The sequence below is a fragment of the Actinoplanes sp. NPDC019969 genome, assembly GCF_055562375.1.
Genome location: NZ_JBVHFK010000001.1, coordinates 562976 through 589352, shown reverse-complemented (window position 1 = coordinate 589352; position 26377 = coordinate 562976). Strand labels below are relative to the sequence as shown.

The 26377-nt window shown below is 70.9% G+C and carries 29 protein-coding genes and 1 tRNA gene; 17 read left to right on the top strand and 13 right to left on the bottom strand.

Annotation, left to right across the window (positions count from 1 at the left end; genetic code table 11):
- The first annotated feature begins 61 nt into the window (after positions 1 to 61).
- Together ACZ3II_RS02770 and ACZ3II_RS02765 are read left to right on the top strand one after the other, a co-directional pair.
- Positions 62 to 673, top strand: coding sequence for a hypothetical protein (locus ACZ3II_RS02770; RefSeq protein WP_465515890.1), 612 nt, complete (start codon positions 62 to 64; stop codon positions 671 to 673).
- Between the two features lie 135 nt (positions 674 to 808).
- Complete coding sequence (locus ACZ3II_RS02765) at positions 809 to 1753, top strand: SDR family NAD(P)-dependent oxidoreductase (protein ID WP_465515889.1); 945 nt, start codon at positions 809 to 811, stop codon at positions 1751 to 1753.
- A gap of 120 nt (positions 1754 to 1873) precedes the next feature.
- Here ACZ3II_RS02765 and ACZ3II_RS02760 read toward each other — a convergent pair whose 3' ends face one another.
- The 4 genes from ACZ3II_RS02760 to trxA all read right to left on the bottom strand — a co-directional run bounded on the left by ACZ3II_RS02760 (position 1874) and on the right by trxA (position 6705).
- On the bottom strand, positions 1874 to 2446 hold the full coding sequence (locus tag ACZ3II_RS02760) for a DUF4190 domain-containing protein (RefSeq protein WP_465515888.1): 573 nt from the start codon (positions 2444 to 2446) through the stop codon (positions 1874 to 1876).
- Positions 2447 to 3210: 764 nt separating this feature from the next.
- On the bottom strand, positions 3211 to 3618 hold the full coding sequence (locus tag ACZ3II_RS02755) for a CoA-binding protein (RefSeq protein ID WP_465515887.1): 408 nt from the start codon (positions 3616 to 3618) through the stop codon (positions 3211 to 3213).
- Positions 3619 to 4218: 600 nt separating this feature from the next.
- Positions 4219 to 6156 (bottom strand): intein-containing Rv2578c family radical SAM protein, encoded by a 1938-nt coding sequence (locus ACZ3II_RS02750; protein ID WP_465515886.1) that lies wholly within the window; start codon positions 6154 to 6156, stop codon positions 4219 to 4221.
- Positions 6157 to 6279: 123 nt separating this feature from the next.
- The gene (gene trxA / locus ACZ3II_RS02745; RefSeq protein ID WP_465515885.1) at positions 6280 to 6705 is read right to left on the bottom strand and encodes a thioredoxin; all 426 of its coding nucleotides are present in this window, start codon (positions 6703 to 6705) and stop codon (positions 6280 to 6282) included.
- A 469-nt stretch (positions 6706 to 7174) separates the two neighbouring features.
- Here trxA and ACZ3II_RS02740 point away from each other — a divergent pair, with 469 nt between their 5' ends.
- From ACZ3II_RS02740 to ACZ3II_RS02710, 7 genes are all read left to right on the top strand, one after another.
- Positions 7175 to 7807, top strand: coding sequence for a TrmH family RNA methyltransferase (locus ACZ3II_RS02740; RefSeq protein ID WP_465515884.1), 633 nt, complete (start codon positions 7175 to 7177; stop codon positions 7805 to 7807).
- 73 nt (positions 7808 to 7880) lie between these two features.
- On the top strand, positions 7881 to 8555 hold the full coding sequence (locus tag ACZ3II_RS02735) for a DUF6758 family protein (RefSeq protein ID WP_465515883.1): 675 nt from the start codon (positions 7881 to 7883) through the stop codon (positions 8553 to 8555).
- Positions 8556 to 8683: 128 nt separating this feature from the next.
- Positions 8684 to 8842: a hypothetical protein gene (locus ACZ3II_RS02730; protein WP_173476757.1), complete on the top strand. Its 159-nt coding sequence runs from the start codon at positions 8684 to 8686 to the stop codon at positions 8840 to 8842.
- Between the two features lie 9 nt (positions 8843 to 8851).
- A complete protein-coding gene (locus ACZ3II_RS02725; RefSeq protein ID WP_465515882.1) occupies positions 8852 to 9670 on the top strand; it encodes a PH domain-containing protein in 819 nt (272 codons plus the stop codon).
- Positions 9671 to 9686: 16 nt separating this feature from the next.
- The gene (locus tag ACZ3II_RS02720) at positions 9687 to 10541 is read left to right on the top strand and encodes a PHP domain-containing protein (RefSeq protein ID WP_465515881.1); all 855 of its coding nucleotides are present in this window, start codon (positions 9687 to 9689) and stop codon (positions 10539 to 10541) included.
- A 51-nt stretch (positions 10542 to 10592) separates the two neighbouring features.
- Positions 10593 to 11210, top strand: coding sequence for a MarC family protein (locus ACZ3II_RS02715; protein ID WP_465515880.1), 618 nt, complete (start codon positions 10593 to 10595; stop codon positions 11208 to 11210).
- 100 nt (positions 11211 to 11310) lie between these two features.
- Entirely contained in the window at positions 11311 to 12135 is an 825-nt protein-coding gene (locus ACZ3II_RS02710) for a RecB family exonuclease (RefSeq protein ID WP_465516590.1), read from the top strand.
- A 4-nt stretch (positions 12136 to 12139) separates the two neighbouring features.
- On the opposite strand, the gene ACZ3II_RS02705 is transcribed toward ACZ3II_RS02710, so the two are convergent.
- Positions 12140 to 12994: an oxygenase MpaB family protein gene (locus ACZ3II_RS02705; RefSeq protein ID WP_465515879.1), complete on the bottom strand. Its 855-nt coding sequence runs from the start codon at positions 12992 to 12994 to the stop codon at positions 12140 to 12142.
- Between the two features lie 137 nt (positions 12995 to 13131).
- Positions 13132 to 13575 carry a Fur family transcriptional regulator gene (locus tag ACZ3II_RS02700; protein WP_465515878.1) on the bottom strand — a complete coding sequence of 148 codons (444 nt, stop codon included), beginning with the start codon at positions 13573 to 13575 and terminating at the stop codon, positions 13132 to 13134.
- A 244-nt stretch (positions 13576 to 13819) separates the two neighbouring features.
- Here ACZ3II_RS02700 and ACZ3II_RS02695 point away from each other — a divergent pair, with 244 nt between their 5' ends.
- Positions 13820 to 14233: a DUF2231 domain-containing protein gene (locus ACZ3II_RS02695; RefSeq protein ID WP_465515877.1), complete on the top strand. Its 414-nt coding sequence runs from the start codon at positions 13820 to 13822 to the stop codon at positions 14231 to 14233.
- A 307-nt stretch (positions 14234 to 14540) separates the two neighbouring features.
- Here ACZ3II_RS02695 and ACZ3II_RS02690 read toward each other — a convergent pair whose 3' ends face one another.
- Positions 14541 to 14870 carry a translation initiation factor 2 gene (locus tag ACZ3II_RS02690; protein ID WP_465515876.1) on the bottom strand — a complete coding sequence of 110 codons (330 nt, stop codon included), beginning with the start codon at positions 14868 to 14870 and terminating at the stop codon, positions 14541 to 14543.
- Between the two features lie 64 nt (positions 14871 to 14934).
- Between ACZ3II_RS02690 and ACZ3II_RS02685 the strand changes: the two genes are divergently transcribed.
- Complete coding sequence (locus tag ACZ3II_RS02685; protein WP_465515875.1) at positions 14935 to 15114, top strand: hypothetical protein; 180 nt, start codon at positions 14935 to 14937, stop codon at positions 15112 to 15114.
- Positions 15115 to 15332: 218 nt separating this feature from the next.
- On the opposite strand, the gene ACZ3II_RS02680 is transcribed toward ACZ3II_RS02685, so the two are convergent.
- From ACZ3II_RS02680 to ACZ3II_RS02670, 3 genes are all read right to left on the bottom strand, one after another.
- Entirely contained in the window at positions 15333 to 15746 is a 414-nt protein-coding gene (locus tag ACZ3II_RS02680) for a hypothetical protein (protein WP_465515874.1), read from the bottom strand.
- A 528-nt stretch (positions 15747 to 16274) separates the two neighbouring features.
- Positions 16275 to 16616 carry an FmdB family zinc ribbon protein gene (locus ACZ3II_RS02675; RefSeq protein ID WP_465515873.1) on the bottom strand — a complete coding sequence of 114 codons (342 nt, stop codon included), beginning with the start codon at positions 16614 to 16616 and terminating at the stop codon, positions 16275 to 16277.
- Positions 16617 to 16736: 120 nt separating this feature from the next.
- Positions 16737 to 17417: a 5-formyltetrahydrofolate cyclo-ligase gene (locus tag ACZ3II_RS02670; protein WP_465515872.1), complete on the bottom strand. Its 681-nt coding sequence runs from the start codon at positions 17415 to 17417 to the stop codon at positions 16737 to 16739.
- 82 nt (positions 17418 to 17499) lie between these two features.
- On the opposite strand from ACZ3II_RS02670, the gene ACZ3II_RS02665 reads away from it, so the two are divergent.
- From ACZ3II_RS02665 to ACZ3II_RS02640, 6 genes are all read left to right on the top strand, one after another.
- On the top strand, positions 17500 to 19626 hold the full coding sequence (locus ACZ3II_RS02665; protein ID WP_465515871.1) for a GGDEF domain-containing protein: 2127 nt from the start codon (positions 17500 to 17502) through the stop codon (positions 19624 to 19626).
- Between the two features lie 45 nt (positions 19627 to 19671).
- Positions 19672 to 20562, top strand: a complete 891-nt coding sequence (locus ACZ3II_RS02660) for a UTP--glucose-1-phosphate uridylyltransferase (protein WP_465515870.1) — start codon at positions 19672 to 19674, stop codon at positions 20560 to 20562.
- Positions 20559 to 21869, top strand: coding sequence for a molybdopterin molybdotransferase MoeA (locus ACZ3II_RS02655; protein WP_465515869.1), 1311 nt, complete (start codon positions 20559 to 20561; stop codon positions 21867 to 21869). The genes ACZ3II_RS02660 and ACZ3II_RS02655 overlap by 4 nt, the downstream gene beginning before the upstream one ends.
- Entirely contained in the window at positions 21870 to 22508 is a 639-nt protein-coding gene (locus tag ACZ3II_RS02650; protein ID WP_465515868.1) for a GNAT family N-acetyltransferase, read from the top strand.
- A gap of 100 nt (positions 22509 to 22608) precedes the next feature.
- Positions 22609 to 23373, top strand: coding sequence for a divisome protein SepX/GlpR (gene sepX, locus ACZ3II_RS02645; RefSeq protein ID WP_465515867.1), 765 nt, complete (start codon positions 22609 to 22611; stop codon positions 23371 to 23373).
- Positions 23374 to 23443: 70 nt separating this feature from the next.
- Positions 23444 to 23517: transfer RNA gene (locus ACZ3II_RS02640), tRNA-Ala, on the top strand.
- Between the two features lie 54 nt (positions 23518 to 23571).
- On the opposite strand, the gene ACZ3II_RS02635 is transcribed toward ACZ3II_RS02640, so the two are convergent.
- The 3 genes from ACZ3II_RS02635 to ACZ3II_RS02625 all read right to left on the bottom strand — a co-directional run bounded on the left by ACZ3II_RS02635 (position 23572) and on the right by ACZ3II_RS02625 (position 26229).
- Positions 23572 to 23778 (bottom strand): helix-turn-helix domain-containing protein, encoded by a 207-nt coding sequence (locus ACZ3II_RS02635; RefSeq protein ID WP_465516589.1) that lies wholly within the window; start codon positions 23776 to 23778, stop codon positions 23572 to 23574.
- 53 nt (positions 23779 to 23831) lie between these two features.
- On the bottom strand, positions 23832 to 25190 hold the full coding sequence (locus ACZ3II_RS02630; protein ID WP_465515866.1) for a replication initiator: 1359 nt from the start codon (positions 25188 to 25190) through the stop codon (positions 23832 to 23834).
- Between the two features lie 61 nt (positions 25191 to 25251).
- The gene (locus ACZ3II_RS02625; RefSeq protein ID WP_465515865.1) at positions 25252 to 26229 is read right to left on the bottom strand and encodes an FtsK/SpoIIIE domain-containing protein; all 978 of its coding nucleotides are present in this window, start codon (positions 26227 to 26229) and stop codon (positions 25252 to 25254) included.
- Positions 26230 to 26377: the final 148 nt, after the last annotated feature.

Genomic DNA, 26377 nt, shown 5'->3' with positions numbered 1-26377 from the left:
GCAATGTCGTTGTCCGTGTGCTGGCACCGGACGGCGGGCCGGGGTATTGAAGGGGGATGCCATGCATCGATTCGTCCGGCTGTTGTTCGCCGGAGCGCTCGTCATGACGGCCCCGGCCTGCGGGGAGACCGGCGGCGACGATCCGGGCGGCCGGTCCGGGCCGCTGGGCGGCTGGCGGACCCCGGGTTGCGAGTTCACCCGTCCGGCGCAGTTCACCGAGGCGGGCGGCCACCGGCTTCCGGTGACCCCGCCGCGGCTGGCCGCCGCGATGGAGCGGATCGACCGGGGTGGGCGTGAGCGGTTCGGCGACAGCTTCGCAGGTCTCGAGGTCGACCAGCCGCGGGTACGCGCCATCGTCTACCGCGTGCCCTCCGGCGCTTTCGACGACTTCATCCGGGAGAACGCCGACGGCAGCTGCATCGTGGTGCGCGACGCCGCCCACGGGGTCACCGAGCTGACCACCTGGCACGACCGGGTGGTGGCCGACCTGGCGTACTGGACGGCCCAGCACCTCCGGATCACCACGGTCGGCAGCCGGCACGACGGCGCGGGCGTGGAGATCGGCACCGAGGACCTCGACCGGGCCCGCCGGGAACTGCCGGCGCGGTACGGCGAGCAGGCGCCACTGATCTTCGTGGACGAGGGACCGGTCCGCCCGCTGACCCTGAAATGATCTTCTCAGCGGTTTCCCAGCCGTGTCGGAAAGCCGTCATCACCTGCGCGGATTCACCGCTGTGCGGGCGAACGCCGGGAACGCCACAGTGACACCATGTTTGCCCCGGGCTTGTGGAGCAGGCAGGATTCCCGCATGGTCTTCGACGCCCGTTCCACCGGGGGCAGTCCGTCCCGGCGCGACACCACACGCCCCTCCGACGGCCGACCACCGCGCTCCGGCGCCCCGGATCTTGCCGCCGAACCCGGCGCGATCCCGCCCGCCACCGACATGCAGGAACTGGTCGAGGCGGAGATCGAGGCTGCCGCCGACGGCCCGGTCACGCTCCGCCTGGATGGGAAGGTCGCCCTGGTCACCGGCGCCGGCAGCCCCGACGGCATCGGTTACGCGACCGCCCGCCGGCTGCGTGACCTCGGCGCCCGGGTGGCCATCGTGTCGACCACCCGCCGCATCCACGACCGTGCCACCGAGCTCGGCGTGACCGGCTTCGTCGCCGATCTCACCGACGAGTCCGAGGTCGGCGCGCTCGCCGACGCCGTCTCGGACCAGCTCGGCGACGTCGAGGTGCTGGTCAACAACGCCGGCCTGGCGAGCCGGGCCAGCCCCGAGGTGCTCCGCCCGGTCGCCCAGCTGACCTACGACGAGTGGAAGGCGGAGATCGACCGGAACCTGAGCACCGCGTTCCTGTGCAGCCGGGCGTTCTGCGGCAGCATGTCCGAGCGCGGCTGGGGCCGGATCGTCAACCTGGCCGCCACCGCCGGCCCGGTCAACGCGCTGCCCACCGAGGCGGCGTACGCGGCGGCCAAGGCGGGCGTGGTCGGCCTGACCCGGGCTCTGGCGATGGAACTGGTCGCCGACGGCATCAACGTCAACTGCGTCGCCCCCGGGACGATCTACACGGCCGCCTCCACGGTCACCGAGATCAAGCAGGGTCTGGGTACGCCGATCGGCCGCCCCGGAACCCCCGACGAGGTCGCCGCGGCCATCGCCTTCCTGTGCTCACCCGCCGCCTCCTACATCACCGGCCAGATGCTGGTCGTCGACGGCGGCAACAGCGTCCGCGAGGCCCAGTTCCGCTGATCCCGGCGTACGAGAACGGGCCGGCCCTCCCGGCCCGGCCCGTCTCCCGCCTCTGCCACCAAACCGGCCTGCCGCGCTGCCGGTCGCCGTCTCAGCGCGCTTCCGCGCTCCCGGCGCCGGTTACGTGGTCGAGGTGATCATGGCGCTGCCGCCGACCGCCGCGACGACCACGACGATGTAGAAGATGATGAACGCGAGGGTCAGGCCGGTGAGGATGTAACCCACCCAGAGACCGGCCGTGGCCAGCCCGTCGCCGCCCTCACCGGTCTGCCGGATCTGGTTCTTCGCGACGTGGCCGAGAACGATCCCGACCGGAGCGCTGATGCAGGTCACCAGCCCGGCGAGCGAACACACCAGCGACGCGATGGCCAGCCCGTTGGTGGGCTGCGGAACACCGTACGCATACGGCGGCGCATATCCCGGGCCGGCGAACTGACCCTTGTCGCCCGGCGGATACCCCGGCGGCGGACCGAAGCCCGGGGGCTGCGGAGAGTACGCCGAAGCGCTCGGCGGCGGCGGCGCGTAAGCCGGCGGCGGCGAGTAGGGCGGCGGCGGAGCATAGCCGGACCCGCTGGACGGCGCCGGACTCGTCGGCGGCGCGTAGGGCGGCGGGTAAGGCAGAGTCGGGTCGGCGGGCGGAATCTCCGGGTTACGGTACGGGTCCGGTGTGCCGTCGGCCGGCGGGTAGCTCATGGACGTCCTCCTTGAAGTCCTCGCACCGTACAGCCCGGTCGAGGTGAGCGTCAGCGCCGGAGCGTCTACCTCACGGTGAATCTGCCGCTTTCATGGTGATTTCGACCGGCTTTCACGCCAGCGAACTCCGGTGGCCTCCCATCTTCCCCGCCACCACCAAATCCCGCCTCCCGCCTCCGGCCCCCGCCTTCCACCGAACCGTTCGTCGCTCTCTCACCGAACGCCCAGCTTTGCCTGTCGCAGAACCGCTTGTCGCTCTCTCACCGAACGCCCAGCTTTGCCTGTCGCCGAACCGTTCGTCGTTCTCTCACCGAACCGCCCAACTTCGGCCGCTCGCCGAACCGCCCGTCACCTCCACCCGCGTCCACCAACGATGCCTGGCCCGGTGGTAGATCGCGGCCTGGTGGGGAGTCCGGCCGGGTGGGAGCCCGGATCGGTGGGAAGTCTTGCCCCATGGGAACCCGACTCGCTGGGGAGTCCGACCCCATGGGGGACCCGGTCTGGTGGGGAGCCCGGACCCCATGGGGTCCGGGCTTGGTGAGGAGTCCAACTCCAAGGAAATGCCGCCGCCGTGGGGAGCCCGACCCCATGGGGACCCGGCCTGGTGGGGAATCCGACCCCAAGGGAATCTGGCCCCCGTGAGGAGTCCAACCCCAGGGGGATCCGGCCCCATGGGAAGCCTTGACCCGGCGAGAGCCTGACCCGTGAATAGCACGGCTCGATTGAAGGCCCGGGTCGTTGGGAAACCCTGCCCGGTTGAGGGATCAGGAGAGTTTCGTGAGGCGGCCGATCGCGCGCTCGACGGCCAGGCAGCGGTCCTCGACGTAGTCGATGCCCGCCTCCTCGGCGATCTGCCGCGCCTCGGCCGAGAAGATGCCACTCTGCAGCCACACGGCCGGCGCCTTGATGGCAACGGCCTGCCGGACCACGTCGACAGCGTCCCGGGACGGCCGGAAGACGTTCACCAGATCGACCGGTTCGCCGAGATCGGCCAGCGTGGGAACCGTGGGAACTCCGAACACCTCGTCCACGAACGGGTTGACCGGAATGATCCGCCACCCGTGCCTGATCATCTGCAACGGCACCGTGTGGGCGGGCTTGTAGGGATCCCGCGACACGCCGACCACCGCGATGACCTTCGCCTCGGCCAGGATCTGCTGAGCATTCCGCATACATCGACTCTATCCGCGGCCTCTCCCGCGAGTGATCGTCACCGCGTATAGACGCCCGTCTCATGCAGCCGTCGTCGGCCTCACCCCCGAACCACTGGCGGATGCGCATCGCACTCCGCCCCTGTCCGGTGGGAACACCATGAGCGGATGCTTGCCCGACCTCTGCGCGGCCGGAGCAGGGTGGGCGGATGCTCACGCCGGCCTCTGCGTGGCCGGAAGACGGCGAGCAGAGGTCACCCACGCTTCGGCCCGGCCGCAGAACCGCAGGCCGATGCTCACCCCCCCCATGGAGTCCGGCCGTAAGTAAACCGAAGCGCCAACCCACGAAGGACCCACCGTCGTCCGGACCGCCCTCCAACGGGTAACCCGAAGCAACGCTCGGCGGTTTCCCCGGCCCTTCCGGCGCACAGCTCGGTCGTCGTTCCACGAGCGCCCGAGGCACTGCGCCGGAACCGTGCGCATCTGATGCTGTGACGGTGGCGTGTATCCGCATACGGGCCGGCCCGACGGCTCCCCGCGTAACCCCCACGGCGCGGCGGAACGTCAAGACGGCGGACGCCGGTGCGACGGCCTGCGTAGCTGTTCCGGAGCGGCCGCGGGTCATAGCAGCGTGAGCTGGTCGGCCTGCGGGGCCCGCGGCGCCGCCGGTGGCTTGTCGGTGAGGCGGTGTTCGGCTGCGGCCTCCGGCCGGGGCAGGCCGTGCCGGCGGGACGCCACCCGGACGCGTGCGTTGATCTCTTCCTGGTAGGCGCGGGGCACGTACGACCCGTTGCCGAAGAGCTCGCGGTAACGAGGTCGCAGCTGGGGATGCTCGCGGGCGATCCATGCCGCATACCACTCGCGGGCGCCGGGGCGCAGGTGCAGCGCGAGGGGAGACACGCTGGTGGCCCCGGCGGCGGCGATGCCGGCCACGGTCTCGTCGATGGACTCCTCGGTGTCGGTCAGGCCGGGCAGGATCGGGGCCATCAGGACGCTGACGGCGAAGCCCGCGTCGGTGAGCCGGCGGATCGCGTCGAGGCGGCGGTGTGGGCTGGGCGTGCCGGGCTCGGCGGAGCGCCAGACCGTCTCGTCGACGAAGCCGACCGAGAAGGACAGGCCGACGCGGGTCACCTCGGCGGCCTGCCGGAGCAGGTCGAGATCGCGCAGGATCAGCGTGCCCTTGGTGAGGATGGAGAACGGGTTGGCGTGGTCGCGCAGGGCGGCGAGGATCTCCGGCATCAACCGGTAACGGCCCTCGGCGCGCTGGTAGACGTCGACGTTGGTGCCCATCGCGATGGCGTCGCCGGACCAGCGTGGGGCGGCCAGCTCGCGGCGCAGGAGCTCGCCGGCGTTCACCTTCACCACGACGCGGCTGTCGAAGTCGTGGCCGGAGTCGAGGTCGAGGTAGGTGTGCGTGTTGCGGGCGAAGCAGTTGTGGCTGACCACGCCGTCGGCGATGAAGTCGCCGGTGCCGGTGGAGATGTCGAAGAGCGGCAGGGTGAGCCCGAGGTCCTCGATGTCGGCGACGGCGAGCCGCCGCTCGCGGCGCACCCCGACCCCGGAGGCGTCCAGCGGGGTCATCGTGGCGCCGGTGAGGTGCCGGAAGCGGAGCGCCGCCTCGAGGTGCCGCTCGGTCTCCACCCGGCCGACGGCGCCGGGACGGACCCGGCCGGGCCCGCGGGCGACCAGTCCCAGGTGGGTGAGCGCCTGGACGATCCGGTGCAGATAGGCGGTGTCACCGCTCTCGAAGACGACGGCCAGCCGGTCGGTGCGGCCGGCGGCGCCGAACGCGCCGGCGAGGAACCCGCGGAACCAGTCGCCGGTCGGCAGCTCCGGCCAGCGGACCGCCTCGGTGAGGGAGACGTCGTCGAGGTAGCCGTCGGCGCGGATCCAGGCGTCGCTCTCGACGGCGGTGCCGTCACCGGCGGCGTCGCCCCGGATCAGGCCGCAGACGAACCCGGACTGATAGTCGGGGGACTCCTTGGGCGGCTCGGCGAACCGGCCCACCCCGAACATCAGGTCACCGACGGCCAGCGCCGGCAGATGCGGCTCGGTGGGGCTGACATGCCGCCAGCCGCGGTCGGTGAGGAACCGGTGATCGCCGCTGGCGACGAGCCGGGTGCCGTCGGCCAGGGTGACCCGGAAGGCCGGTTTCGTGGTCGCCCAGTGGTCGAGGACGGTGGTCGGCACATAGCGGCGGCTTGCGCCCGCGCCCATGGTGCCCATCACGGCGTCGCCGGGCCGGAGCTGGGCCAGCGGCCGGGTGGACCCGTCGGCGAGCAGGATCGGCGTGTCACCGGCCAGGCAGTAGGTGCAGGCGTGGGAACAGCCCCGATAGGGGTTGACGGTCCACTGGAACGGCACCCGGGACGTGCCCGGCACCCGGTTGATCAGGGATTTGGCCCGCACCTCGTAGAACGTCATGCCGGCGAAGCCGGGCGTGGAGAAGGTGCGGACCGTCGCCCCGGGAAGCGCCAGCGGCAGAGGCGCGGCGGCCGGCGCCGCCCCGTCCTGGAGCGGGTCGCCGCCGGGCCGAGCCGACAGAGTGGACCATCGCATGGCAGGAATCGTACACACGTTCGAGAGCCTGTCCATGGCTCTTCTCGAACGAGCGTACGAGAAATTCCGGCATGCAAAAGGCCCGCGGACCGAACCGGTCCGCGGGCCTCTCGTCCTGGCTGGTCAGCCGCGTGCGGCGGCCGGCTCGTCCTTGGCCGGCGCCTCGGCGGCGGTGTCGCCGTGGGCGGACTTGCGGTGCGCCGACATCTGCTCGCGCACCTCGTCCATGTCGAGCTCCTGCACCTTCTCGATCAGGCTCTCCAGAGCCGACTCGGGAAGCGCGCCGGGCTGGGCGAAGACCACCACGCCGTCGCGGACGGCCATGATCGTGGGGATCGAGCGGATGTCGAACTTCGCCGCCAGCAACTGCTCGGCCTCGGTGTCGACCTTGCCGAAGGTGATCTCCGGGTGCTTCTCCGAGGAGCGCTCGTAGGTCGGCGCGAAGCGGACGCAGGGCCCGCACCAACTGGCCCAGAAGTCGACCAGGACGATGCCGTCCTTATTGGTGACCTCGTCGAAGTTCGCTGCGGTCAGCGCAACTGTCGCCATGATGCCTCCGTCTGCGGGAATCGCTTTCGTCGGGTGAAACTCCGGGCACCCACTCCTCATTCCCGCGCTGAGGGCCGTGACACGTGGCGTGCGGCACCCTCCGGGTCTGAACCGTCAAACGACCATGGGCAACTCATGGTAACTGAAAGTAGGCGCTTAGTGTCCGGTTGCTGACACGATCGGGTTGCCGTTTACTTCCAAGATCGTGTGATCTAGGTGATTTGCCCTGGCTGTGCGACGGCTGTGGGAGCGATCCCGGTCGGCCGAAGTATTAGTAAACTTAGTTAAATGTGAGCTGGCTCACATCTGAAAGTCCTTCACATGGATACGGACGGTAAGGCAAACTCTTTCCCAACAGAGCGTGGGCGGCGGGTGCCGGGGAGGGCCCCGCCGCTCATTGCGTCTCCTGAAGGTTGCCCGCTCGATCACCTGATCGCGGTCCGCAGCCGGATGGGTAGCCTAACGCCTCATGACGGCGGGCGAGGACGAATCCACCGAGGTCGGCGTGGGCCCCTGGGTGGGCGACCCGCCGAGCGGCGATCACTGGGATCCGGAGCTGCTGGCGCACGGCGATCGGCGCAACGTGGTGGACCGCTACCGGTACTGGACCCGGGAAGCCGTCGTCGCCGACCTGGACACCCGCCGGCACGGTTTCCACGTCGCCATCGAGAACTGGCAGCACGACTTCAACATCGGCACGGTGGTACGCAACGCCAACGCCTTCCTGGCCGCCGAGGTCCACATCGTCGGCCAGCGCCGGTGGAACCGGCGGGGCGCCATGGTCACCGACCGGTACCAGCACGTGCGCCACCACCCGACGATCGAGGAGTTCGTCGCCTGGGCGGAGGCCGCGGGCCTGCCGGTCATCGGGATCGACAACCTGCCCGGCTCGCGCCCGATGGAGACGACGGTGCTGCCGCGCCGGTGTGTCCTGCTCTTCGGCCAGGAGGGTCCCGGGCTGTCCGAGCCGGCCCGTAAGGCCTGCACGGAGTTGTTCTCGATCGCCCAGTACGGCTCCACCCGTTCGATCAACGCCGGGGTCGCCAGCGGAATCGCCATGCATGCCTGGATCCGCTCGCACGCGGGTCCGCCGCCGGACTGACCTGTTGCCTGGATCGGCCCGTCTTCTGCCGATTCGCTTGACGCGAGCCCGCCCGACCAGCACGGTATGGAGTGTGGGTGTCACGGTGAGTTGCCCCAGGTGTGCGGCTCAGGTTCGGAAGCCGGACCTGATGCACAGCAGTTGGCGGTGCGACAACTGTGGTGACGTTCCGCCGTTCCACGTCGCCGAGCACATCAGCGCGGAGATCGTCGGAACGGTGCTGCGGGAGTCGGCGTCGAGCGCGGAGCGGATACCGCTCTGGTGTCCCTGGCCGCTGCCGTCCGGGTGGATGGTCACCGGGGCGGGGTGGTCCGGCGACGATCGTTTCGGGGTCCGGGCGACGGCGCTCGCCTGCAGCGGTCCGGAGCCGCTCGGCGGCGGGCCCGCGGACCTGGTGCTGATCGCCGAGCAACCCGGCGTCGGTCTGGGCACGCGGTTCGCCGGCATCCCCGGGATCGACCCGGGCCACCTGCTCTCCGAGGCGCTCGGCGAGCGGGGGGCACATGCCGGTCCACATGCGAAGATCCGGGCGGCCGGGCATCCCACTCCATTGTGGTGTGTCAAATCACCCGAGGATCGGAGCGCGTACGTGAGTGAGGCCAAGGGAATGTGGCTCTATGCGGTAGCGTGGCCCGCGAGCGCGGGCTATCTTCTCGCGGAGCATGTCGTCCTGCACGACCTCTCCGAGGGCGTGCCACCCGAGCTCTTGTTCGGAGCACCGTCGCCCTACCTGCATGGACGCGCCTAACTCCTAGGTGTGACCTGCGGTTTTGGCAATCGACTTTCTGGCCACTTTGTTCACACGAAGCGACGAAGCTGATACCGTCAGTACTGCTGCGGCGCAGAACGTAACTCGCACCGGAGGAGAAGGCCCCCATGGTCAAGAAGGTCCTCACCTGGCTTGGTATCGCATTCTTGATCTTCTTCATCGCCTTCAACCCGTCTTCGGCGGCGGCGGTGTTCGAGTCACTCGGTGGCACGATCGCGGACATCGCGCGGGGCTTCGGCACCTTCTTCACCGACCTCGTCGCATAGCATCTCTCTATGGATCCTGGTGAGCCGCGCGACCCGCGAGGTGAGGGCGCTCGTCGCCCTCGGGACGACGATGAGAGCTATGGGTACAGAGACCCGGCCTTCGACGACGATCCTGATTACCCGGACGCCGACCCCTATGGGGAGGATCCGGCGTTCGCGCGCGCTCGCCGCCACTCGACCGGCGACTCCTTCGACGAGACCGACGAGTACCAGGCGCCCACCTTCACCGCGGAGGAGCTCGAAGGGCTCGACCGTGGCGGCGGTCCGCGCCGGTTCCTGCCGCTCGAGGACGAACCGACCACACTGGTCGCCCGCTACCTGTTCCCCACCGAGCGGTATCGCGGCGAGTGGAAGCGGCACTGGATCCACCTGTCCAGGCCCCTCGCCATCGGCGCCGGCGCCACGCTCGTCCTCGGCTATCTCGCCGGCTTCCTGACCCGGCAGGAGATCGACGGCCTGGTCACCGTTGCCGTGCTGATCTGGCTCGGCGTGATCGGCTGGGTGGCGTGGGAGGTCTTCGACTGGTACTTCGACCGGTTCATCCTCACCAACAAGCGGGTGATGGTCGTCAACGGCATCGTCACGCGCAAGGTCGCGATGATGCCGCTCGCCCGGGTGACCGATATGAAGTACGAGCAGTCCGCCCTCGGCCGGATGCTCAGCTATGGCACGTTCGTCCTCGAGTCGGCCGGTCAGGATCAGGCGCTCCGCGAGGTCAAGCACCTGCCCAACCCCAACGAGCTCTACCTCCGCGTGGTCGAGGAGATGTATGAGCCGCAGGCCGTCGAGGCCCGGCTCGGCAAGGAAGAGGAAGGCGACGACGCCTGACGGTAGCGTTGCAGCGGTGACCGATATCGACCTGCACTGCCACTCGACCGCCAGCGACGGCACGCTGACCCCGGCCGAGCTGGTCCGGGCGGGCGCCGCTGCCGGGCTCGGCGTCATGGCCATCACCGACCACGACACCACCGGCGGCTGGGCCGAGGCGGCCGCCGCCCGGCCCGAGGGTCTGCGGCTGGTTCGTGGCGCCGAGCTGTCCTGCCGCTGGCACGGCGTCGAGCCGGCGATCCCGCTGCATCTGCTGGCGTACCTCTTCGATCCGGCCGAGCCGGTGCTCGCGGCGGAGCTGACCCGGCTGCGGGAGGACCGGGAGCGGCGTGGCGAGATGATCGTGGCCAAGCTGCGCGCCGACGGGGTGCCGATCACCTGGGACGAGGTGCGAGGGTACGCGGCCGGCGGCTCGGTGGGCCGGCCGCACATCGCGCAGGCGCTGATCCGGGCCGGCCTGGTCACGACCACGAGCGAGGCCTTCGCTTCGGCGTGGCTGGGCGCGCGTTATCTCGTACCCAAGCAAGATCTTGATGTTTTCGATGCGGTCCGGGCCGTCCGGGAAGCCGGTGGTGTCGCCGTCTTCGCCCATCCCCGGGCCACCGTGCGCGGCCGGGTGGTGCCCGACGAGCTGATCGTGGACCTCGCGCGGGCCGGCCTCTTCGGCCTGGAGGCCGACCACGAGGATCACACGCCCGCCGAGCGGGCCCAGGTGCGGGCGCTGGCGGAACGGCTCGGGCTGGTGGCGACCGGATCGTCCGATTTCCACGGTACGCACAAGACTGTCCAGCTCGGTGCTTTCACCACAGACCCTGCGGCGTACGAGAAGATCGTCGCCGCCGCCACCGGAGTGCCCGTCCTCGGCGGGTGACGCTCGCCGCACCCGCCTGCGCCGCCGGGTGACGCCACCTAACCTGCTCGGGTGAACGTCAAGCTGTTCGGTGAGTTCTTCGTGACGCTGCTGGTGATCGTCGACCCGCCCGGCATGGTCCCGGTGTTCCTCGCGCTCACCGGATCCATGCCGGCGAAGGCCCGCAACCGGGCCGGCACCCAGGCCGTGCTGCTGGCCCTCGGGGTCATCGTCGGCTTCGCCGTGGCCGGGCAGACCCTGCTCGACTACCTGCACGTCCAGTTGCCGGCCCTGCAGGCGGCCGGTGGCCTGCTGCTGATCCTGGTCGCGTTGCAGCTGCTCACCGGCAAGACCGACGAACCGTCGGAACAGGCCGGGACCAGCAACGTCGCGCTCGTGCCGATCGGTACGCCACTGCTGGCCGGCCCGGGCGCCATCGTCGCCACCATGCTGTTCGTGCAGCGGGCCGAGAGCCTCGACGAATACCTCGTCCTGGCCGCCGCGATCCTCGCCGTGATGTTCTGCGTGTGGCTCGTGCTGCGCTTCTCCGGGGTCATCGTCAAGCTGCTGCGCCCGGCCGGCATCGAGGTGCTCACCCGGATCGCCGGCCTGCTGCTGGCGGCCATCGCGGTGCAGCTGATGGCCGATGCGATCTTCGATTTCGTGGAGTTCTACACCGGGCGGGGCTGAGGTTTCTGTCGGGGGGTGCTGGCACCATGGGTCTGTGCCCCCCACTCGATCACGTGCCACCAGCAAGGCCGCGGTTCCCGAGCAGCTCGGGTTCACCGGCATGCCCGAGAGACTGTTCGTCTGCACGCCGAGCAAGCTCGGGGCTTACACCGACTGCCCCCGCCGATATCGATATTCGTATGTCGACCGGCCCACCCCGCCGAAGGGCCCACCGTGGGCGCACAACTCGCTGGGTGCGAGCGTGCACACCGCCATGAAGAACTGGTACATGCTCCCGCCCGAGCGGCGTGACCCCAGCGCGGCGCCGACCCTGCTCAAAGCCACCTGGGTGCGAGAGGGATATCGCGACGTCGAGCAGGAGCGGGCCACCTATGGCCGGGCCCTCGACTGGCTCGAGACCTACCTCACCGGGCTCGACCCGGAGGAGCAGCCACTCGGCGTCGAGCGGGTGGTCGCCGCCAAGACCAGCGTCCTCGCGCTCAACGGGCGGGCCGACCGGATCGACGAGCGCGTCGGACCGGAGGGCCCGGAGAGCGTGATCGTCGATTACAAGACCGGCCGGTCCGGGCTCTCCGCCGACGACGCCCGCGGTTCCCAGGCCCTCGCGCTCTACGCGTTCGCCGCCCAGCGGGTCTTCCGCCGACCATGCCGCCGGGTCGAGCTGCACCATCTGCCGACCGGCACCGTCGTCGCGCACGAGCACACCGAGGAGTCCCTGGCCCGGCAGGTGCGACGGGCCGAGGAGACCGCCCTCGACATCATGGCGGCGGAGAAAGCGGTCGCCGCGGGCGCCGACCCCGACGAGCAGTTCCCGGTCAACCCGGGGTCGCTCTGCGGCTGGTGCGACTTCCGCAAGGTGTGCCCGGCCGGAGCCTCGGCGCCGGCGAAGGATCCGTGGACGGCGGTCGAGCACCTCAGCGCCTGACCGGTCAGGCCAGGCCGGCGCGTTCCAGGGCGGCGCGGTGCAGCGGGGCGATGCGGTACTGCTGCGGCAGCGCGGCCAGGACGCCCGAGATCAGGGCGCGGAGGCTGCGGGTGGAGAGGTCGGCGGCCAGGTCGGTGGTCGGCCAGCCGAGCCCGCCGTACATCTTCCGCGCCCATGGCGGCAGCAGACCCGCAGCCGTCGCGGCGATCCCGAGGTACGCCCATCGGGTCGGGCCGAGAGTCAGGCTGAGCCGCAGCGGCAGCCCGCCCCAGCGCTCCGGGACCGGTGGCACGGTCAGGAAGAGGGCGGCCTCCGCGCCGTCCCGGGTCAGGCCCAGCTCCGGCCGGATCGCCTCGTAATAGGCGGCGACCTCGGCGGCGGTCGACGGCACGGTCGCCGGGTCCAGGCCGACCAGCGCGGCGGACCGCAGCTGCTCGGCGTAATAGCCGTCCACCTCGTCCGGGGTCAGGCTCACCCCGGCACGCACGGCCGTGGTCAGGAACGACTCGACCTCGGCCACGTGCACCCAGCGCAGCAGGTCCGGCTCGTCGATGCGGAACCGCTCGCCGGTCCGCGGGTCGACCGCCGTCATCGTGGCGTGCAGCCGCCGCAACCGGCTCGCGGCCTGCTCCGCCTCCGCGGTGCTGCCGAAGATCACCGTGCCGACGTAGTGCGACGTGCGGAGCAGCCGGCCCCACGGGTCGGCCTGATAACCCGAGTTCTGTGCCACGCCGGCGACCGCGCGGGGGTGAAGCGCCTGCAGGTACAGCGACCGCAGACCACCCAGCATCAGGATGGGTTCGCGGTGCAGCTTCCAGGTGACCGAATCCGGTCCGAACAGCCCCACGTCTCCCGTCATACCTCCAGCGTGCCACGCCCTCGCCGATCACGCTTTCTTCCCGGTACGGGCCACGCGAGGTCCCGTGGCACTCCCGAGCCGCCGCAGGCGTTCCCTCACGACCGTCGCCGGGTGCCACTCATGCGTGCCCGTCGCGGTCACCCCGGCGGCGCGAACCGGTCGCCGTCGCGGCGGACACGGCAGGAGGGGCACAGCCCCCAGAAGGTGATCTCGGCCTCGTCCAGCTCGAAACCGTGCGTCTCGACCGGGGTCAGACAGGGCCGCCGGCCCACCGCGCAGTCGACGTCGGCGATCACGCCACAGCCACGGCACACGATGTGGTGGTGGTTGTCGCCGACCCGGGCCTCGAAACGGGCGGGACTGCCGGCCGGCTCGATGCGGCGGGCCAGGCCGGCCCGGGTCAGTGCGCCCAGTACGTCGTACACCGCCTGGGTCGAGACGGAGTCGAGACGCCCGCGCACCCGCTGGGCGATCTCGTCGACCTCCAGGTGACCGCCGCCGGTGAGAACCTCCAGCACGGCGAGCCGCGGACGGGTGACCCGCAACCCGTGTTCACGCAGCAGTTCCGTACCGGTCGACATGCGTCCATGACAGCACGGATTCACCAACCGGTACGGCGCGGTTCGATCACGACTTGGGTCGCAGGGGATGTTTGCGCCGTCAGAAGACTCCTAAGCTGGCGGTCACCCCGGACCGGGATCTCCCGGATCGTTCTACCGGATCGTTTCGCCCGGATCGTTTCGCCCGGATCGAGGAGGAATGGTGTTAGACCAGTTCAACGGTTTGCCGGTACATGTGCTCGTGCTTCACGCCGCGGTCATCTTCGTGCCTTTGCTGGCGTTGGGCGCGATCGTCTACGGCCTCGTGGCGTCCTGGCGACCCAAGATCGGCTGGGCTGTGGCGCTGCTGTCCGTCACCGCGCCGATCGCCGCCCTGATCACCAAGCTCTCCGGTACCGAGTTCTACAACCGGCTGCTCAGCGAGAACCGGGTCTCCCCCAAAGGCAAGATCATCCTCGACGGGCACATGGAGAACGGGACGGTCACCTTCTGGCTGACCCTGGCGCTCGGCGTCGTCAGCCTGATCCTGGTCGTCCTGACCGCCCGGAACCCGCGGGCCCTGCCCAAGTTCGCCGACCTGGGTATCGCTCTCGTGCTGGTGGTGCTCGCCGCCGTCAGCGTGTACTACCTCTACGAGACCGGCGACTCGGGCGCGACGGCGGTGTGGGGCAGCTACTGACCGGTGCGCTGGGCACCGTCAGGGCGCGGGCGGGCCTGTTTTTTCGAAGGCGGTTCGGGCGCTGTCACTGGTGGGTCTCCGGCGGTTCGGACGTGGTCGGACGGTGCCGGGCGATTCGGGCATGGTCGAGAGTGCGCGGGGTGGTCCGGATGTGGTCGGACTGGGCTGGGGTGGTCCGGGCAGGTCCGGATGTGGGCGGGATGCTCTGGAGGCGGTCATACCGCGCTCGGGGTCGACCGGACGTGGCCGCGAGGACGATCCGGGTGGTCTGCGGCGATCGGCCGAGGTGGGCCCCACCAGGGTGTGGTCAGAAGACGAGGCGGGCGCAGAGCAGGCACATGACGACGAGGGCGATGGCGCCGGCGACCAGGCCGATGCCGTAGGTGACGGTCCGGGCCGAGCCCTCCGCCTCGTCGAGAGCGATGTTGTCCTGCACCGGCATCCGGCGCGGCGGCGGCGGATGCGCGATCGTCGGCGGGCGCCAGTCGGCCGGGGGCGGCGCGGCGCGTGGCGGCCCCTGGTAGCCGGGGGGCTCGGGAGCCGGCGGCGCGGGATCGGGGCGGCCCAGTGACTCGGCGGCAGAATCGGGCCGCTGCCAGTAGGCGTCGTCGTCCGGAAGACCGGTGGGGGAACTCACGTTCACCGACGGTACAGCCGGAGGGGGACGACGGCTGCGCCGCTGTCGGCTTACCCTCGTAGTCGTGGACATCCTGGAGGGCCCTGAACGGGACAACGACGCCGAGCGTGAGGTGGACTTCGAGTCCGAAGGGGCGCCGGTGTTGCCCGAGCAGACCCGCGACGACACCGAGCGGGGCTGGGGCGAGCGCTCCTACTCCAATGACGACCGGCTGCTGGAGGACCGCCCGCCGCACTGGGACTGACCCCTCTCGCCGTGTCGAGGCTGGAACCATTCGTCCCGCCCTGGGATCGATGCCTCGCGCCGGGTGAGGGCTGACATCCGCCTGCGCCTGGTGTTGGCACCGATACCCACCGCCCGGTGATGGAATCGATACCCCTTGCCGAGCCGGGACCGGCGCCTTCCGCCGCACTGGGACTGGCCTTCCGCCGCCCGGGCGGAGAGTTCCCGCTGCACCGGGGGTCAGCTCGGGCGGATCACGATGGCGAAGCCGCGGCCCGCGGTGGAGATCGCGCGGTCGGCCTCGGCCGGGGCCAATGCGAGCAGCAGGCCACCGGTGACGGGATCGTCGGCGCCGGTGACCTCCAGGACCAGGGCGCCGCTCGCGACCGGGACGCTCCGGTCCCGGTCGTTGTCGATGCGCAGCAGGTCGACGCGGTTGCCGGGGCGTACCACGGTCAGCGCGGTCGGATCGGCGAGCCGCACCGGAACTCCGACGCTGCCCGGTGGGATCGCGCGTGCGGGCCGGGCCGCGCCAGGCGGCGGCGCCGAAGGGCTGCCGGCGGACACGGAGAGCGGCGATGGCGTCGAGAGCGGTGTGCAGCCGGTCGGCTCGATCCAGAGGACACCTGCGGCCGTGACCAACAGCACGGCCACCGAAGCCAGGCGAAGCAGGGTGCCGCGACCCGGTCGACGCCAGCGCACCGGGTCGAGGCGCTCGTCGGGTGGTGCCGTGTCGGGGCGAGGCATCTGACCTCCAGGATCCAATTGCCGAACCGGGCTTTCCGGAAGGGGCGGCTGCTCGGGGCGCTGCGGGAGCGAACGCGCCGAGATTAGGCAGCCGCCGTCCGGCTATGGATCCGTCCCTGTGGGCAGCCAGGTGCTGTGGAGAACCAGCGAGCGATCAGCGGATCTTGGTAGGTGCAGGCGACGCGTGAAGGAGCATCGGGAAGCGCGCGGGCCACGCCTGGAAGGAGCGTCGAGGGCCGCGGGAAGGCGTAGGAGGGGCGTTGAGGAAGAGGCGGATGGGCGTGGCCAGGGCCGGCCGCGGCGGCGCCCCATGAGAATGGCCCGGCCAGTTGGCCGGGCCATTTCGATCAAGTGGCCGGGGCAGTTGGAGCTCAAGCCCGTGCGCCGGGGCGGCACGCGATCACTGAGCAGCGGGGGCCGCGTCCCGAAGGGGCGTCAAGAAGACGCCGGCGTCTTCGCTCCGCCGCTGGAAGACGACGAGGACGACGAGGTGGTCGAACTCGACGAAGGCGTCGACGAGGATGCGGACGAAGACGACGAAGTGGAGTCGGCCTTCTTGGCGGGCTCGCTGGTCGAGGACTTCTCGGCGCTCACACTGCCGGCGCGGGAGTCGTTGCGGTAGAAACCCGAACCCTTGAAGACGATGCCGACCGAGTTGAAGACCTTGCGGAGCTTGCCCTGGCAGTTCGGGCACTCGGTGAGCGCCGGGTCGGAGAACGACTGCACGGCTTCGAGCTGCTCACCGCATTCGGTGCAGGCGTACTGGTAGGTAGGCACGGCTCCTCCGGATCATTCGGCTGCTGGCACTCGCCAACTCCGAGTGCCAATGTTGCGGCATCGGAGGTCAATTCGTCCACTCGACGCCCAGCCTGAGGGAGAAGCGGCCGGTGGCTGTCGTCACAGCGGGCGCGGGGAGAAACCGCCGCTGGGGGTGATCACGGCCTGGACGCGGCGGTCGTGCGGCTCGGCGGGGACGGTCTCGACGTCCTCGCCGTCATGGAGAAGCGCCACGGTCAGCGGGCCTGAGAAAGGTCGGCCGGGCAAGTGCGTCGCGGTTGGCGGGCCGGAAGGAGAGAGGTCGGACGGGGGTGAGGGGAGGAGGCGGGAGAGGGCGCGGTCGTACGAGCCGCCGCCCCGGCCCATTCGGGTGCCGTTGTGGGAGACGGCCAAGGCGGGCACGAGAACCAGGTCGGCGGAGCGGATCGCGTCGGGGCCGAGGTGGGGGCCGGTCGGTTCGCGGAGGGCGCGAGGGGCGTCGGCCAGGGTTCCGGTGAAGGCGGCCCAGTCCAGGTCGTTGTCGGGGAGCAGGACGGGCAGCAGGAGGCGGCCGTCCGGCGGAAGTTCGGCGGCGAGGAGGAAGGGCAGGTCGGGGCCGCCGGGTTCGGAGCCGACGGGGACGTAGGCGGCGATGATGCGGGGGCGGGTACGGCGTACCAGGGCAAGGGTTTGATCCTGCAGTTGGGCGGCAGCCGCGAGTCGGACGCTGGCGGAAAGTGATCGACGCGCCGTGAGTAGGCGAGTGCGGAGCGCGATCTTGATTTGCCGTGATTTTTCCGCATCAGCGGTTAAATCCGACATGCAACACCCCCTTACGGAAACCGGCAAACGGCACACACTATGTCAGCATCGCTGGAAGAGAGGGCCACTCCCGGGAGGATGTGTGACACTACGTGGCCGGCTGACCAGCGCATTCCTGGTGGTCGTGCTCGGTCCGGTCCTGCTGGGGTCCATCTTCGTCGCGCTGACCGTCGGGGCTGTGAACCGGGAGCGGACCACAGAGCGTCTCGATCACGCGGAGGCGACGGTGAACGCCTCGGTCGGCGCGATCTGCCGCCAGTTGCAGGCCGCCGCTGACGCCGTTGCCGTTGTCCCGGCCGAGAGCCGGGCCGCGGTCGTTGATCAGCTGGTCGCCCGAGGGCTGGCCACCGCGATCACCGTGACCGATCCAGATCAGCCGATCATGGGCCGTTCCGGCACCTTCGGCGACTCCGGCACACCCGGCTGGCAGAACTGCACGGACCCGGCGCCGACAGCAGCGGCGGGCCAGGCATCTCCGGCAGACCCCGGCCAGGCCGCGGCGGGGGAGGACGGGCGCGCGGCCACGGGAGTTGACGAGCAAGGGGGAACGGGCGAAACCGGGCCGGCAGCCGCGGGAGGAAACGGGCAGACGGCCGCGGGAACAGGGGAGAGGGCCACGGCGATCGCTGCGTCGGCGTACGCCGCAGAAGCGACAGTGACCGCAGCCCAGCGGATCGACGCCGCATTGCTGAACCGGCTGGGGGAGATCGCCGGCGCGGGCGTCGCGCTCGGCGCGGGACCGCCGGACGCCGCCGGAGCCACCCACCGCCACCTGGCCGCCGCCCCCGGCCGCCCGCTCGCCCTGAGCCTGAGCGTGCCGGCCCGCGAGTCCCCGCTGCGGTTCGCGCTGCTGCCGCTGATCGTGCTGGTCACCGCCGCCGTGGCGATCCTGGCCGCGCGCTGGCTGGCCCGTTCCACCACCCGCCCGCTCGGTGACCTGGCCTGGGCCGCGGACCGGGTGGCCAACGGCGACCTGGACACCCGTGTGCCGATCCCGCGCCCGGACGAGCTGGGCCGGCTGGCCGGCACCTTCAACCGGATGACCCGGGAGCTGCAGTCCTACGTGCAGGCGCTGACCGCCAGCCGGGACCAGCTCCGGCGGCATCTGGCGATCCTCGGCGACACCCTGTCCAGCACCCACGATCTGGACCGGATCCTGCCGGTGATCCTGCGGACCGCGATGACCGCCACCGGCGCCCGGGCCGGGCTGATCGTGCTGGCCGATCCGGCGGACGGCAGGCTGGCCGTCCGTTGCGGCTCCGGGCTGACCGGGGACTGGGACGTGCCGGCCGCCGAGCTGTCGCAGCGGCGGCTGGCGCCGGGCCGCGGCGTGCTGGGGACGGTCGCGGCGACCGGGTCACCCTTGCGGGGTACGAGCGGCGCCGCCCCGGACGAGCCACGATGTGAGTCGTATCTCGCTGTGCCGATCTGTGCCCCGCCGAACGAGGACGCCGACCCGGAGCCGGGCGTGCTCGGCGTGCTGGCCCTCTACGACCGGCTGGGCGGGCCGGGTTTCGAGGACAGCGACCTGCGGACCCTGCGGACGTTCGCCGGGCAGGCCGGGGTGGCGGTGCACAACGTGCGGGTGCACGAGGAGGCGCAGCGTCTGTCGTTGACCGACCCGCTGACCGGTCTGTGGAACTACCGTTATCTGCGCGAGGTGCTGCGCCGCGAGGTGGAGCGGGCCAGCCGGTTCGGCCGGATGCTCACCGTCCTGGTCCTCGACCTGGATCACTTCAAGGAGGTGAACGACACGTACGGGCACACGGCGGGTGACCAGGTGCTGGGCGAGTTCGCCCGGCGGATCCGGATCGGCCTGCGTGAGGTCGACGTGGCGTTCCGTCAGGGCGGTGAGGAGTTCGTGGTGCTGCTGCCGGAGACGGACGCGTACGGCGGAGTGATAGTCGCCGAGCGGCTGGGCGCCGCGGTACGGGACTGGCCGGTGCCGGTCGATCCTCGCCGGCCGGACCTCGACGACCGGATCTCGATCAGCGTCTCGATCGGGATAGCGGTGTTCCCGGAGCACGGGGCGACCGCCCAGGAGGTGCTCGACGCCGCCGACGAGGCGCTGTACGCGGCGAAGAACGCCGGCCGGGACACGTACCGTCTCGCCGAACGGGTTTCTGAAGCCGTGCCCGGGGGGCATCTGGATGCCGCGCCCGCTGTCACCGGTGGGCCGCAACCGCCGAGACACGGCCGAGGCCGCTAGTCTCGGCGCATGTCCGGGCATGAAACAGCGAAGGTGAAGTGACGAATGACGACGAAGCGCGCCGTCAAAGCGGTGATCCCGGCAGCGGGACTCGCCACCCGCTTCCTGCCGGCTACCAAGGCCGTTCCCAAGGAGCTGCTGCCGGTCGTGGACCGGCCGGTTCTGCAGTACATCGTCGAGGAGGCGGCCGCCGCCGGCATCACCGACGTCCTGCTGGTCACCGGCCGTGGCAAGACCGCGATGGTGGACCACTTCGACCGCCGGCCCGACATCGAGGACCGGCTGGAGAAGAAGGGCGACCAGGAGCGTCTCGCCGCGGTGCGCCGCTCCAGCGAGATCGCCGACGTCTACACGGTCCGGCAGGGTGAGGCCCTCGGCCTCGGGCACGCCGTCGGCCGCGCCGCCGCGCACGTCGGCGACGAGCCGTTCGCGGTGCTGCTCGGCGACGAGTTCGTGGAGGAGGACAAGCCCCTGCTCCCGGCCATGCTCGACCTGCAGGCCAAGACCGGCGGCATCGTCCTCGCCTTCATGGAGGTCGCCCCGCACGAGACCTCCCGCTACGGCATCGCCTCGGTGAAGGAGACCGGCGACCCGGACGTCGTCGAGGTCACCGGGCTGGTCGAGAAGCCGTCCCCGGAGGAGGCTCCGAGCAACCTGGCGGTCCTCGGCCGGTACGTGCTGCCCGGCAAGATCTTCGACGTCATCGCCGACACCAAGCCCGGCGCCGGCGGCGAGATCCAGCTGACCGACGCGATGGCGACGATGCTCGCCGACGGCGTGCCGGTGCACGGCATCGTCTACCGCGGCCACCGGTACGACACCGGCATGCCGCTGGGCTACCTGCAGGCCGTCGTCCAGCTCGCGGTGAAGCGGCCCGACCTCGGTGAGGAGTTCCTGGCCTGGCTCACCGAATTCGTCGGCGGCCGGAAGGGATGACCGCGACGGCCGATCGTGAGGCGGCCGCCAACGAGCTGATGCCTCTCGCCGAGTACCTGGGCAGCGTGCTGCGCAGGCTCCGCGCGCTGCCTCCGCTCGACCTCGATCTCACGCAGGCGCACGGGAACGTGCTGGCGGCCGACGTGGTCGCCCCGCACCCGTTCCCGGCGTTCGACCAGGCCGCGATCGACGGGTACGCGGCCCGATGGGAAGACCTGGCCGGCGCCGGGCGCATCGGGTCGCACCCGTCGTTCGGGCAGTTCGAGCCGGGCGCCCGCAGCGTCCGGCTCAACGTGGTCGGTGACATGGGCGCCGCGCACTGGCGCCCGGTCCGGATCACGCCGGGCACCTGTTTCTCGGTGGCGGCCGGGGCGCCGCTGCCGATCGGCGCCGACGTGGTCGTCCCGGTGCACTGGACCGACCAGGGCATGGCCGCGGTGGAGATCCTGCACGCCCCGAAACGCGGTTCGGGGGTACGCCGCGCCGGTGAGGAACTCGCCGTCGGGCAGATGCTCGCCCCGGCCGGCTCGTACGTCACCCCGCCGATGGTGGCCGTCTTCGCCGCCGCCGGCATCGGGCACGTCCTGGTCCGGCCCAGCCCGCGGGTGGTCGTCGTGGCCACCGGCGACGAACTCGTCGACGTCGGCCGGCCCAGCCAGCCCGGCCAGGTCGTCGACGCCAACTCGCACGCCCTGACCGCGGCCGCGGTGGAGGCGGGCGCCCTGGCGTACCGGATCGGCATCTGCGACGACGACCCGGAAGGACTCCGCGGCCTGCTCGAGGACCAGACGCTGCGGGCCGACCTGATCATCACGACCGGCGGCACCGGCACCGGGCCCGGTGACATGCTGCGCCGGGTGCTGTCCCGGCCCGGCTCCGGCCGCGGGACCGTCGAGTTCACCGACGTCGCGCTCTGCCCCGGCACCGCCCTCGGCTTCGGCACCGTCGGTGGCGAGGAGGTGCCGGTCGTCTGCCTGCCGGGCGAGCCGGGCGCCGCGCTGATCGGGTTCGAGGTGCTGGCCCGGCCGGTGATCCAGGTGCTCGCCGGGGCGGAGCCGGTGTTCCGGCCCGGGGTCAAGGCGCACCTGCTGGAGACGGTGTCGTCGCCCGGCGGGCTGCGCGAGTTCCGGCCCGCGCACGTCGCGGAACGACGTGGCGGCGGTTACACGGTGCAGCCACTGGCGGGCGGGCCGTACACTCTCTCCGGTTTGGCCGAGGCGAACGGCCTGCTGGTGCTCGGCGAACGAGTCACCACAGCGGCCGCGGGCTCGACCGTCGACGTGCTGTTGCTCGACCGGAGGCGATGAATGCTGGGGGCTGCCACGCCCGGCTGGCCCGCTGTGCTGGCGGACGGGGCTGTGCTGTTACGGCCGTACCAGCGGGGTGACGCGCGGGCCTGGTCCGAGGTGCGGATCGCGAATCAGGCCTGGCTGGCCCCGTGGGAGTCGGCGCCGCCCGGGCCGTGGGCCGAGATGAACTCACCCCGGGCGTACGGCTACGTGTACCGCGACATGAAACGGGCCGCCCGGTCCGGTGACAGCATGCCGTTCGCCGTCTGCCTGGTCGAGGACGGCACGGAACGGCTGGTCGGCCACGTCAACCTGGGCAACATCGTGCGGCGGGCGTTCGCGTCGGCGTACGCCGGCTACTGGGTCGATCACCGGGTCGCCGGGCGCGGGGTGATCCCGACGGCGCTGGCGCTCGCTGTCGACCATGCGTTCGGGCCGGGCGGGCTGCACCGCATCGAGGTCAACATCCGGCCGGAGAACGGGCCGAGCCGCCGGGTGGTGGAGAAGCTGGGGTTCCGCGAGGAGGCGTACCACCAGCGCTACATGCACATCGACGGCGGCTGGCGCGATCACCTCGGTTATGCGATGACCAGCGAAGAGGTCGCCGCCGAGGGTGGCCTGATGGCGCGCTGGAGACGCGTACGCAAGGCGAATTGATCTTGTAGGTCAGAACGCTACCGGCGCGGCGCGCGAGATATCACCGCTACCGCCCGTAACCTCGCCTTCGTCGTGTCTTTTTCCGTGGCGGATCGGAGGGGTGAGGGTGCCGACCTCGGTGCTCCTCGCCGTCCTCGCCGCGGCCGGATTGCTCGCCCTCGCCCCGGCGCTGGTACGCCGGTACGACGCCACCGAGCGACTCGCCGCGGAGCGGGCGTCGTCGACGGCTCGGGTGCTCCAGCGCCGGCGCCGTCGCCGCACCGTGCCCGGACGCCGACCGATCAACCCCGCCCGCCAGGTCACGGTTACGGTCCCCGCTCCAAAGGGTGACCCCGGCGTGGGTGCGGCGCCCGAACGCCGGCTTCGGCTGGTCACGGGCAAACGCCCGCCCCGCCGGGCACCGCAACGCCGCGGCGCACCCGCCGTCGTCCGCCGCCGCCGGGTCTTCGCCGCGCTCGTGCTGCTCAACGCGATCGAACTGGTCGGTGTCGTGGCCGTCGGGCCCGGGTTCTGGATCAGCTTCGCGGTCACCGGGAGCCTGCTCGGGCTGTACCTCGTACACCTGCGCAACCACGCCATCGCCGACCGCCGCCGCCGGCGCGTCCAGGCCCGGGAAGCGGCCTGGCTCGCCGCCCGCCAGGCCGAGGTCCGCCGTGAACAGGCCCGCCGCGCCGCCGCCCGCCGGGAAGCCCAGCGCCGCCTCGCCGCCCAGCGCGAAGCGGTACGGCGTGCGGCGATGGGCCTGGACCGGGAGCCCTCCGACCTTCCGGTCGCCGCCAACGGCGGCTCCGTCTCCTACCGCCGGCGGGGCGGGCTGCGCGGTCGCCCCTACGAAGCCGGTGGGCGTCACCACCACGCTTCCTGATCTTCGGGGTACGGGGTGGGGGTGGTTCGCGGGCCGCCCAGCCGACCTGTTAGCCTTTCATCAGTTCCAAGGGGCTGTGGCGCAGTCTGGTAGCGCACCTCGTTCGCATCGAGGGGGTCTGGGGTTCAAATCCCCACAGCTCCACAAGAAACACCTGGTAAACGGGCTGGTAGCCGAATCTGGCAACCAGCCCGTTGATCATTTGACCGCCATTTGACCGTGGCGGAAATCACCGCTCCCCGGCGTGGATCGACCGCCCGGGACGCCGAGAAGCTCCAGAATCGCCGGGACAGGCACGAGATAGTTCCGGCCGACCCGGATGATCCGTACGGGAAATTCACCCTCCCTGGCGAGTGTGTAGGCCTTACTCCGACCGATTCCCAGGACGGACGCCGCTGTTTCGATGTCGGTGGTGAGCCCGAGTTCGCGGACCGCCTCCTCGGTCCAATGCCTCCGCCTCAGGACCCCTCACCGCCCTCCCGCGAGGCCTTGAGGTCCGCGGCGATGTCCTCCGCGAACATGGCTTGCCCGGCGGTGTGTCCGGTGTGGCTGTAGCGCCAGTGCTTCTCGGTGACGTCGTCGTCGCCGTGCCCCACTTCGCCGTTGCTAGTCCGGCGGTGATCGGCACGGGCGGCGCGGAGTGCGGTGTAGGTGGTGGAGTAGCGGCGACTCTTGGTGGCGGTGTGGCCGCGGTAGCCGAGCTGATGTGCCCAACGGCGGAGGTTGGCCGGCCGGTGCTCGGGCAAGCCGCCGAGGAGCCAGCAGGTTCGGATCATGGTGCGGGTGTGTTGGGTGACCGGGAGGATCGCGATGGTGGCGAGGTCGCGGACGGGCCGGTCGACGGTGACCCCGGTGATGTCGGGTTTGCTGACGTACTTGGCGATGTAGGAGGCGACCGCTCGTTCGGTCAGGTCCTCGCCGGTGCTACCGGGTGCGATGGGCCGGATGTCGAGCTGTGCACCCAAACGCAGCACCGTCGAGGTGCCGGGAACGGTGAAGGAGACTCGCCGGGTGGCAGCCCGGATCGTGCTGATGAGGAGCCCGGTCGAGGCCCAGGCCGGTGGAGGGTCGGCGTGACCCTCCGGGCCGTCGAAGCGGATCACGGCGTGGAAGTGGATCGTGCCGCGCCGTTGCCACTCGGCGACCTTGGCGTAGGAGACCCGGACGCTGCGGCGCATGACGCTGCGGGAGACGCCGATCGTACGGGCGAGGTCTTCGTAGAGGTTGCGGTTGAGGCGCTGCCACAGGTCGCGGGTGTGGGCGTTGAACAGGACCGCGGCCCGATAGTGGTAGCAGCCGGAGCACAACGGCGAGCCGATGATCGGGTCCTCGGAGGTGTGCCGGTCGGTGCAGGCCAAGGGCTGACCGTGCGAGCAAGTGACAGTGATCTTGCGGGGACGGCAGGGGCCGCCGGCGCTGTGCCGGTGGACCGCGCCGAAGCTGGGTGCGGTGAAGGTGGCGAAGACGCGCGGGTGGGTGCGCACGGTGCCCGGGACGTTCTTGCCGCCTGCCAGGCCAGCGGCGATGAGGTGGTAGGTGTCGCCCTGGTGGAGTCGTCCGCACGGCTCGCAGCGGGAGATACGCCGGTTGCCGCAGGCGATGGTGAGCCGCTTGTGGGGCTGCGACTCCGAGGTGAGCGCGGACAGCAGCCGACCGGTGCCGGCCTCCAGAACGAAGGTGTGGCCGACGAGGTGGATCGGGTGCTGGCAGCCGCCGATGTGCTTGATGCGGGCGAGCCAGGCGCGGAAGTCAGGGTGGGTGGCGGTGGTCAGGACTTCATGATCGGTGAACGACATCCCGTCGTAGTGTTCTCGCATAGTCGTGCTCCTTGCTGTCGGGCGTGGCTGCTCAGCGGCATGGAGCCTCCTTTCTCAGGTGTCAGAACAGGGCTGGATGGTCGATGCCGGGCAGATCCGGCGTGAGATGTGCGGTGGCCTCGATCGCGGTGTCGAGGACCTCGGGTGGAAACTTGATCGAGCGGGCGCGGACCCAGCCGAAGACGTCGGCGGTGGTGATCGCGACACCCTTCTCGGCCGGACTGATCTGCTGGGCGGCCTCGACGGCGTCCGGGTAGAGGTCGCCGAGGGTCATGACCGCGGTCTCCTTGTCGTTGACCGCGAGACAGACCCGGCCACCGAGCTGGGCGCGCAGCGCCGTCACGCCGTTGCCGAAGTCGGAGCCGACCCGCTGGCCGGCGACGACGAGGTGGATCCCGAGTGCGGCGCCGAGCTGGGCCAGGCGCAGCAGGTTCGCCGTAGCGTTCGCGGCCGTCTCCTTCTCCTGCCGGGAGGCGACCAGGTACAGCTCAGCGAGCTCGTCGACGATGACGATGATCGGTACGGGACGTATCGGATTCGGCAGGAGCCAGATGCTGCGCTGCCGATGTTCCCTGCACAGTTGCATCCGGCGCGTGGCCTCCTCGCGTAGCCGTTCGAGCAGGAACGCCGCCTGCTGACGGTCGGTGGCGAGAGCCGATAGTCGTGGCGCGTGCGGACCGAGTTCCATGCCGCCCTTGCAGTCGATGCCGATCAGGGCGATCGGCCGGGTCGCCCACTGCGACACCGCAGCGTTGATCAGCGTGGACTTGCCGGACTGGGTGGCCCCGGTGATCAGCCAGTGCGGGAAGACGCCGAGGTCGATGGTCCAGGGCTCGCCGTCCTCACGGGCACCGACCGTGGCGATCAGGTCGTCCATGGTCGGCACCTCGCCCGGTTGCTTGAGCGAGGCTCGATGCAGGTAGTGGCCGAGGCTCTCCGGGAGGCCCTGCAGCGGATCCTCCTTGAGGATGGTCACCTTGACCCGGCCTCGCCCGGAGGCGAGGACGCGGACCGCGTGGACCCGCCATGCGTGCGCCATCGCGTCGGCCGCTTCGATGAACTGAGTGGGAGTCTGACCCGCATTGAAGCTGATCAGTGCGTTTGCGCCGTGGGAACGTGGCCGGACCTTGAACAACAGCGGCATGATCGGCCGGCTGTTAATGCCGTAGCCCGCGCGATGAGGGACT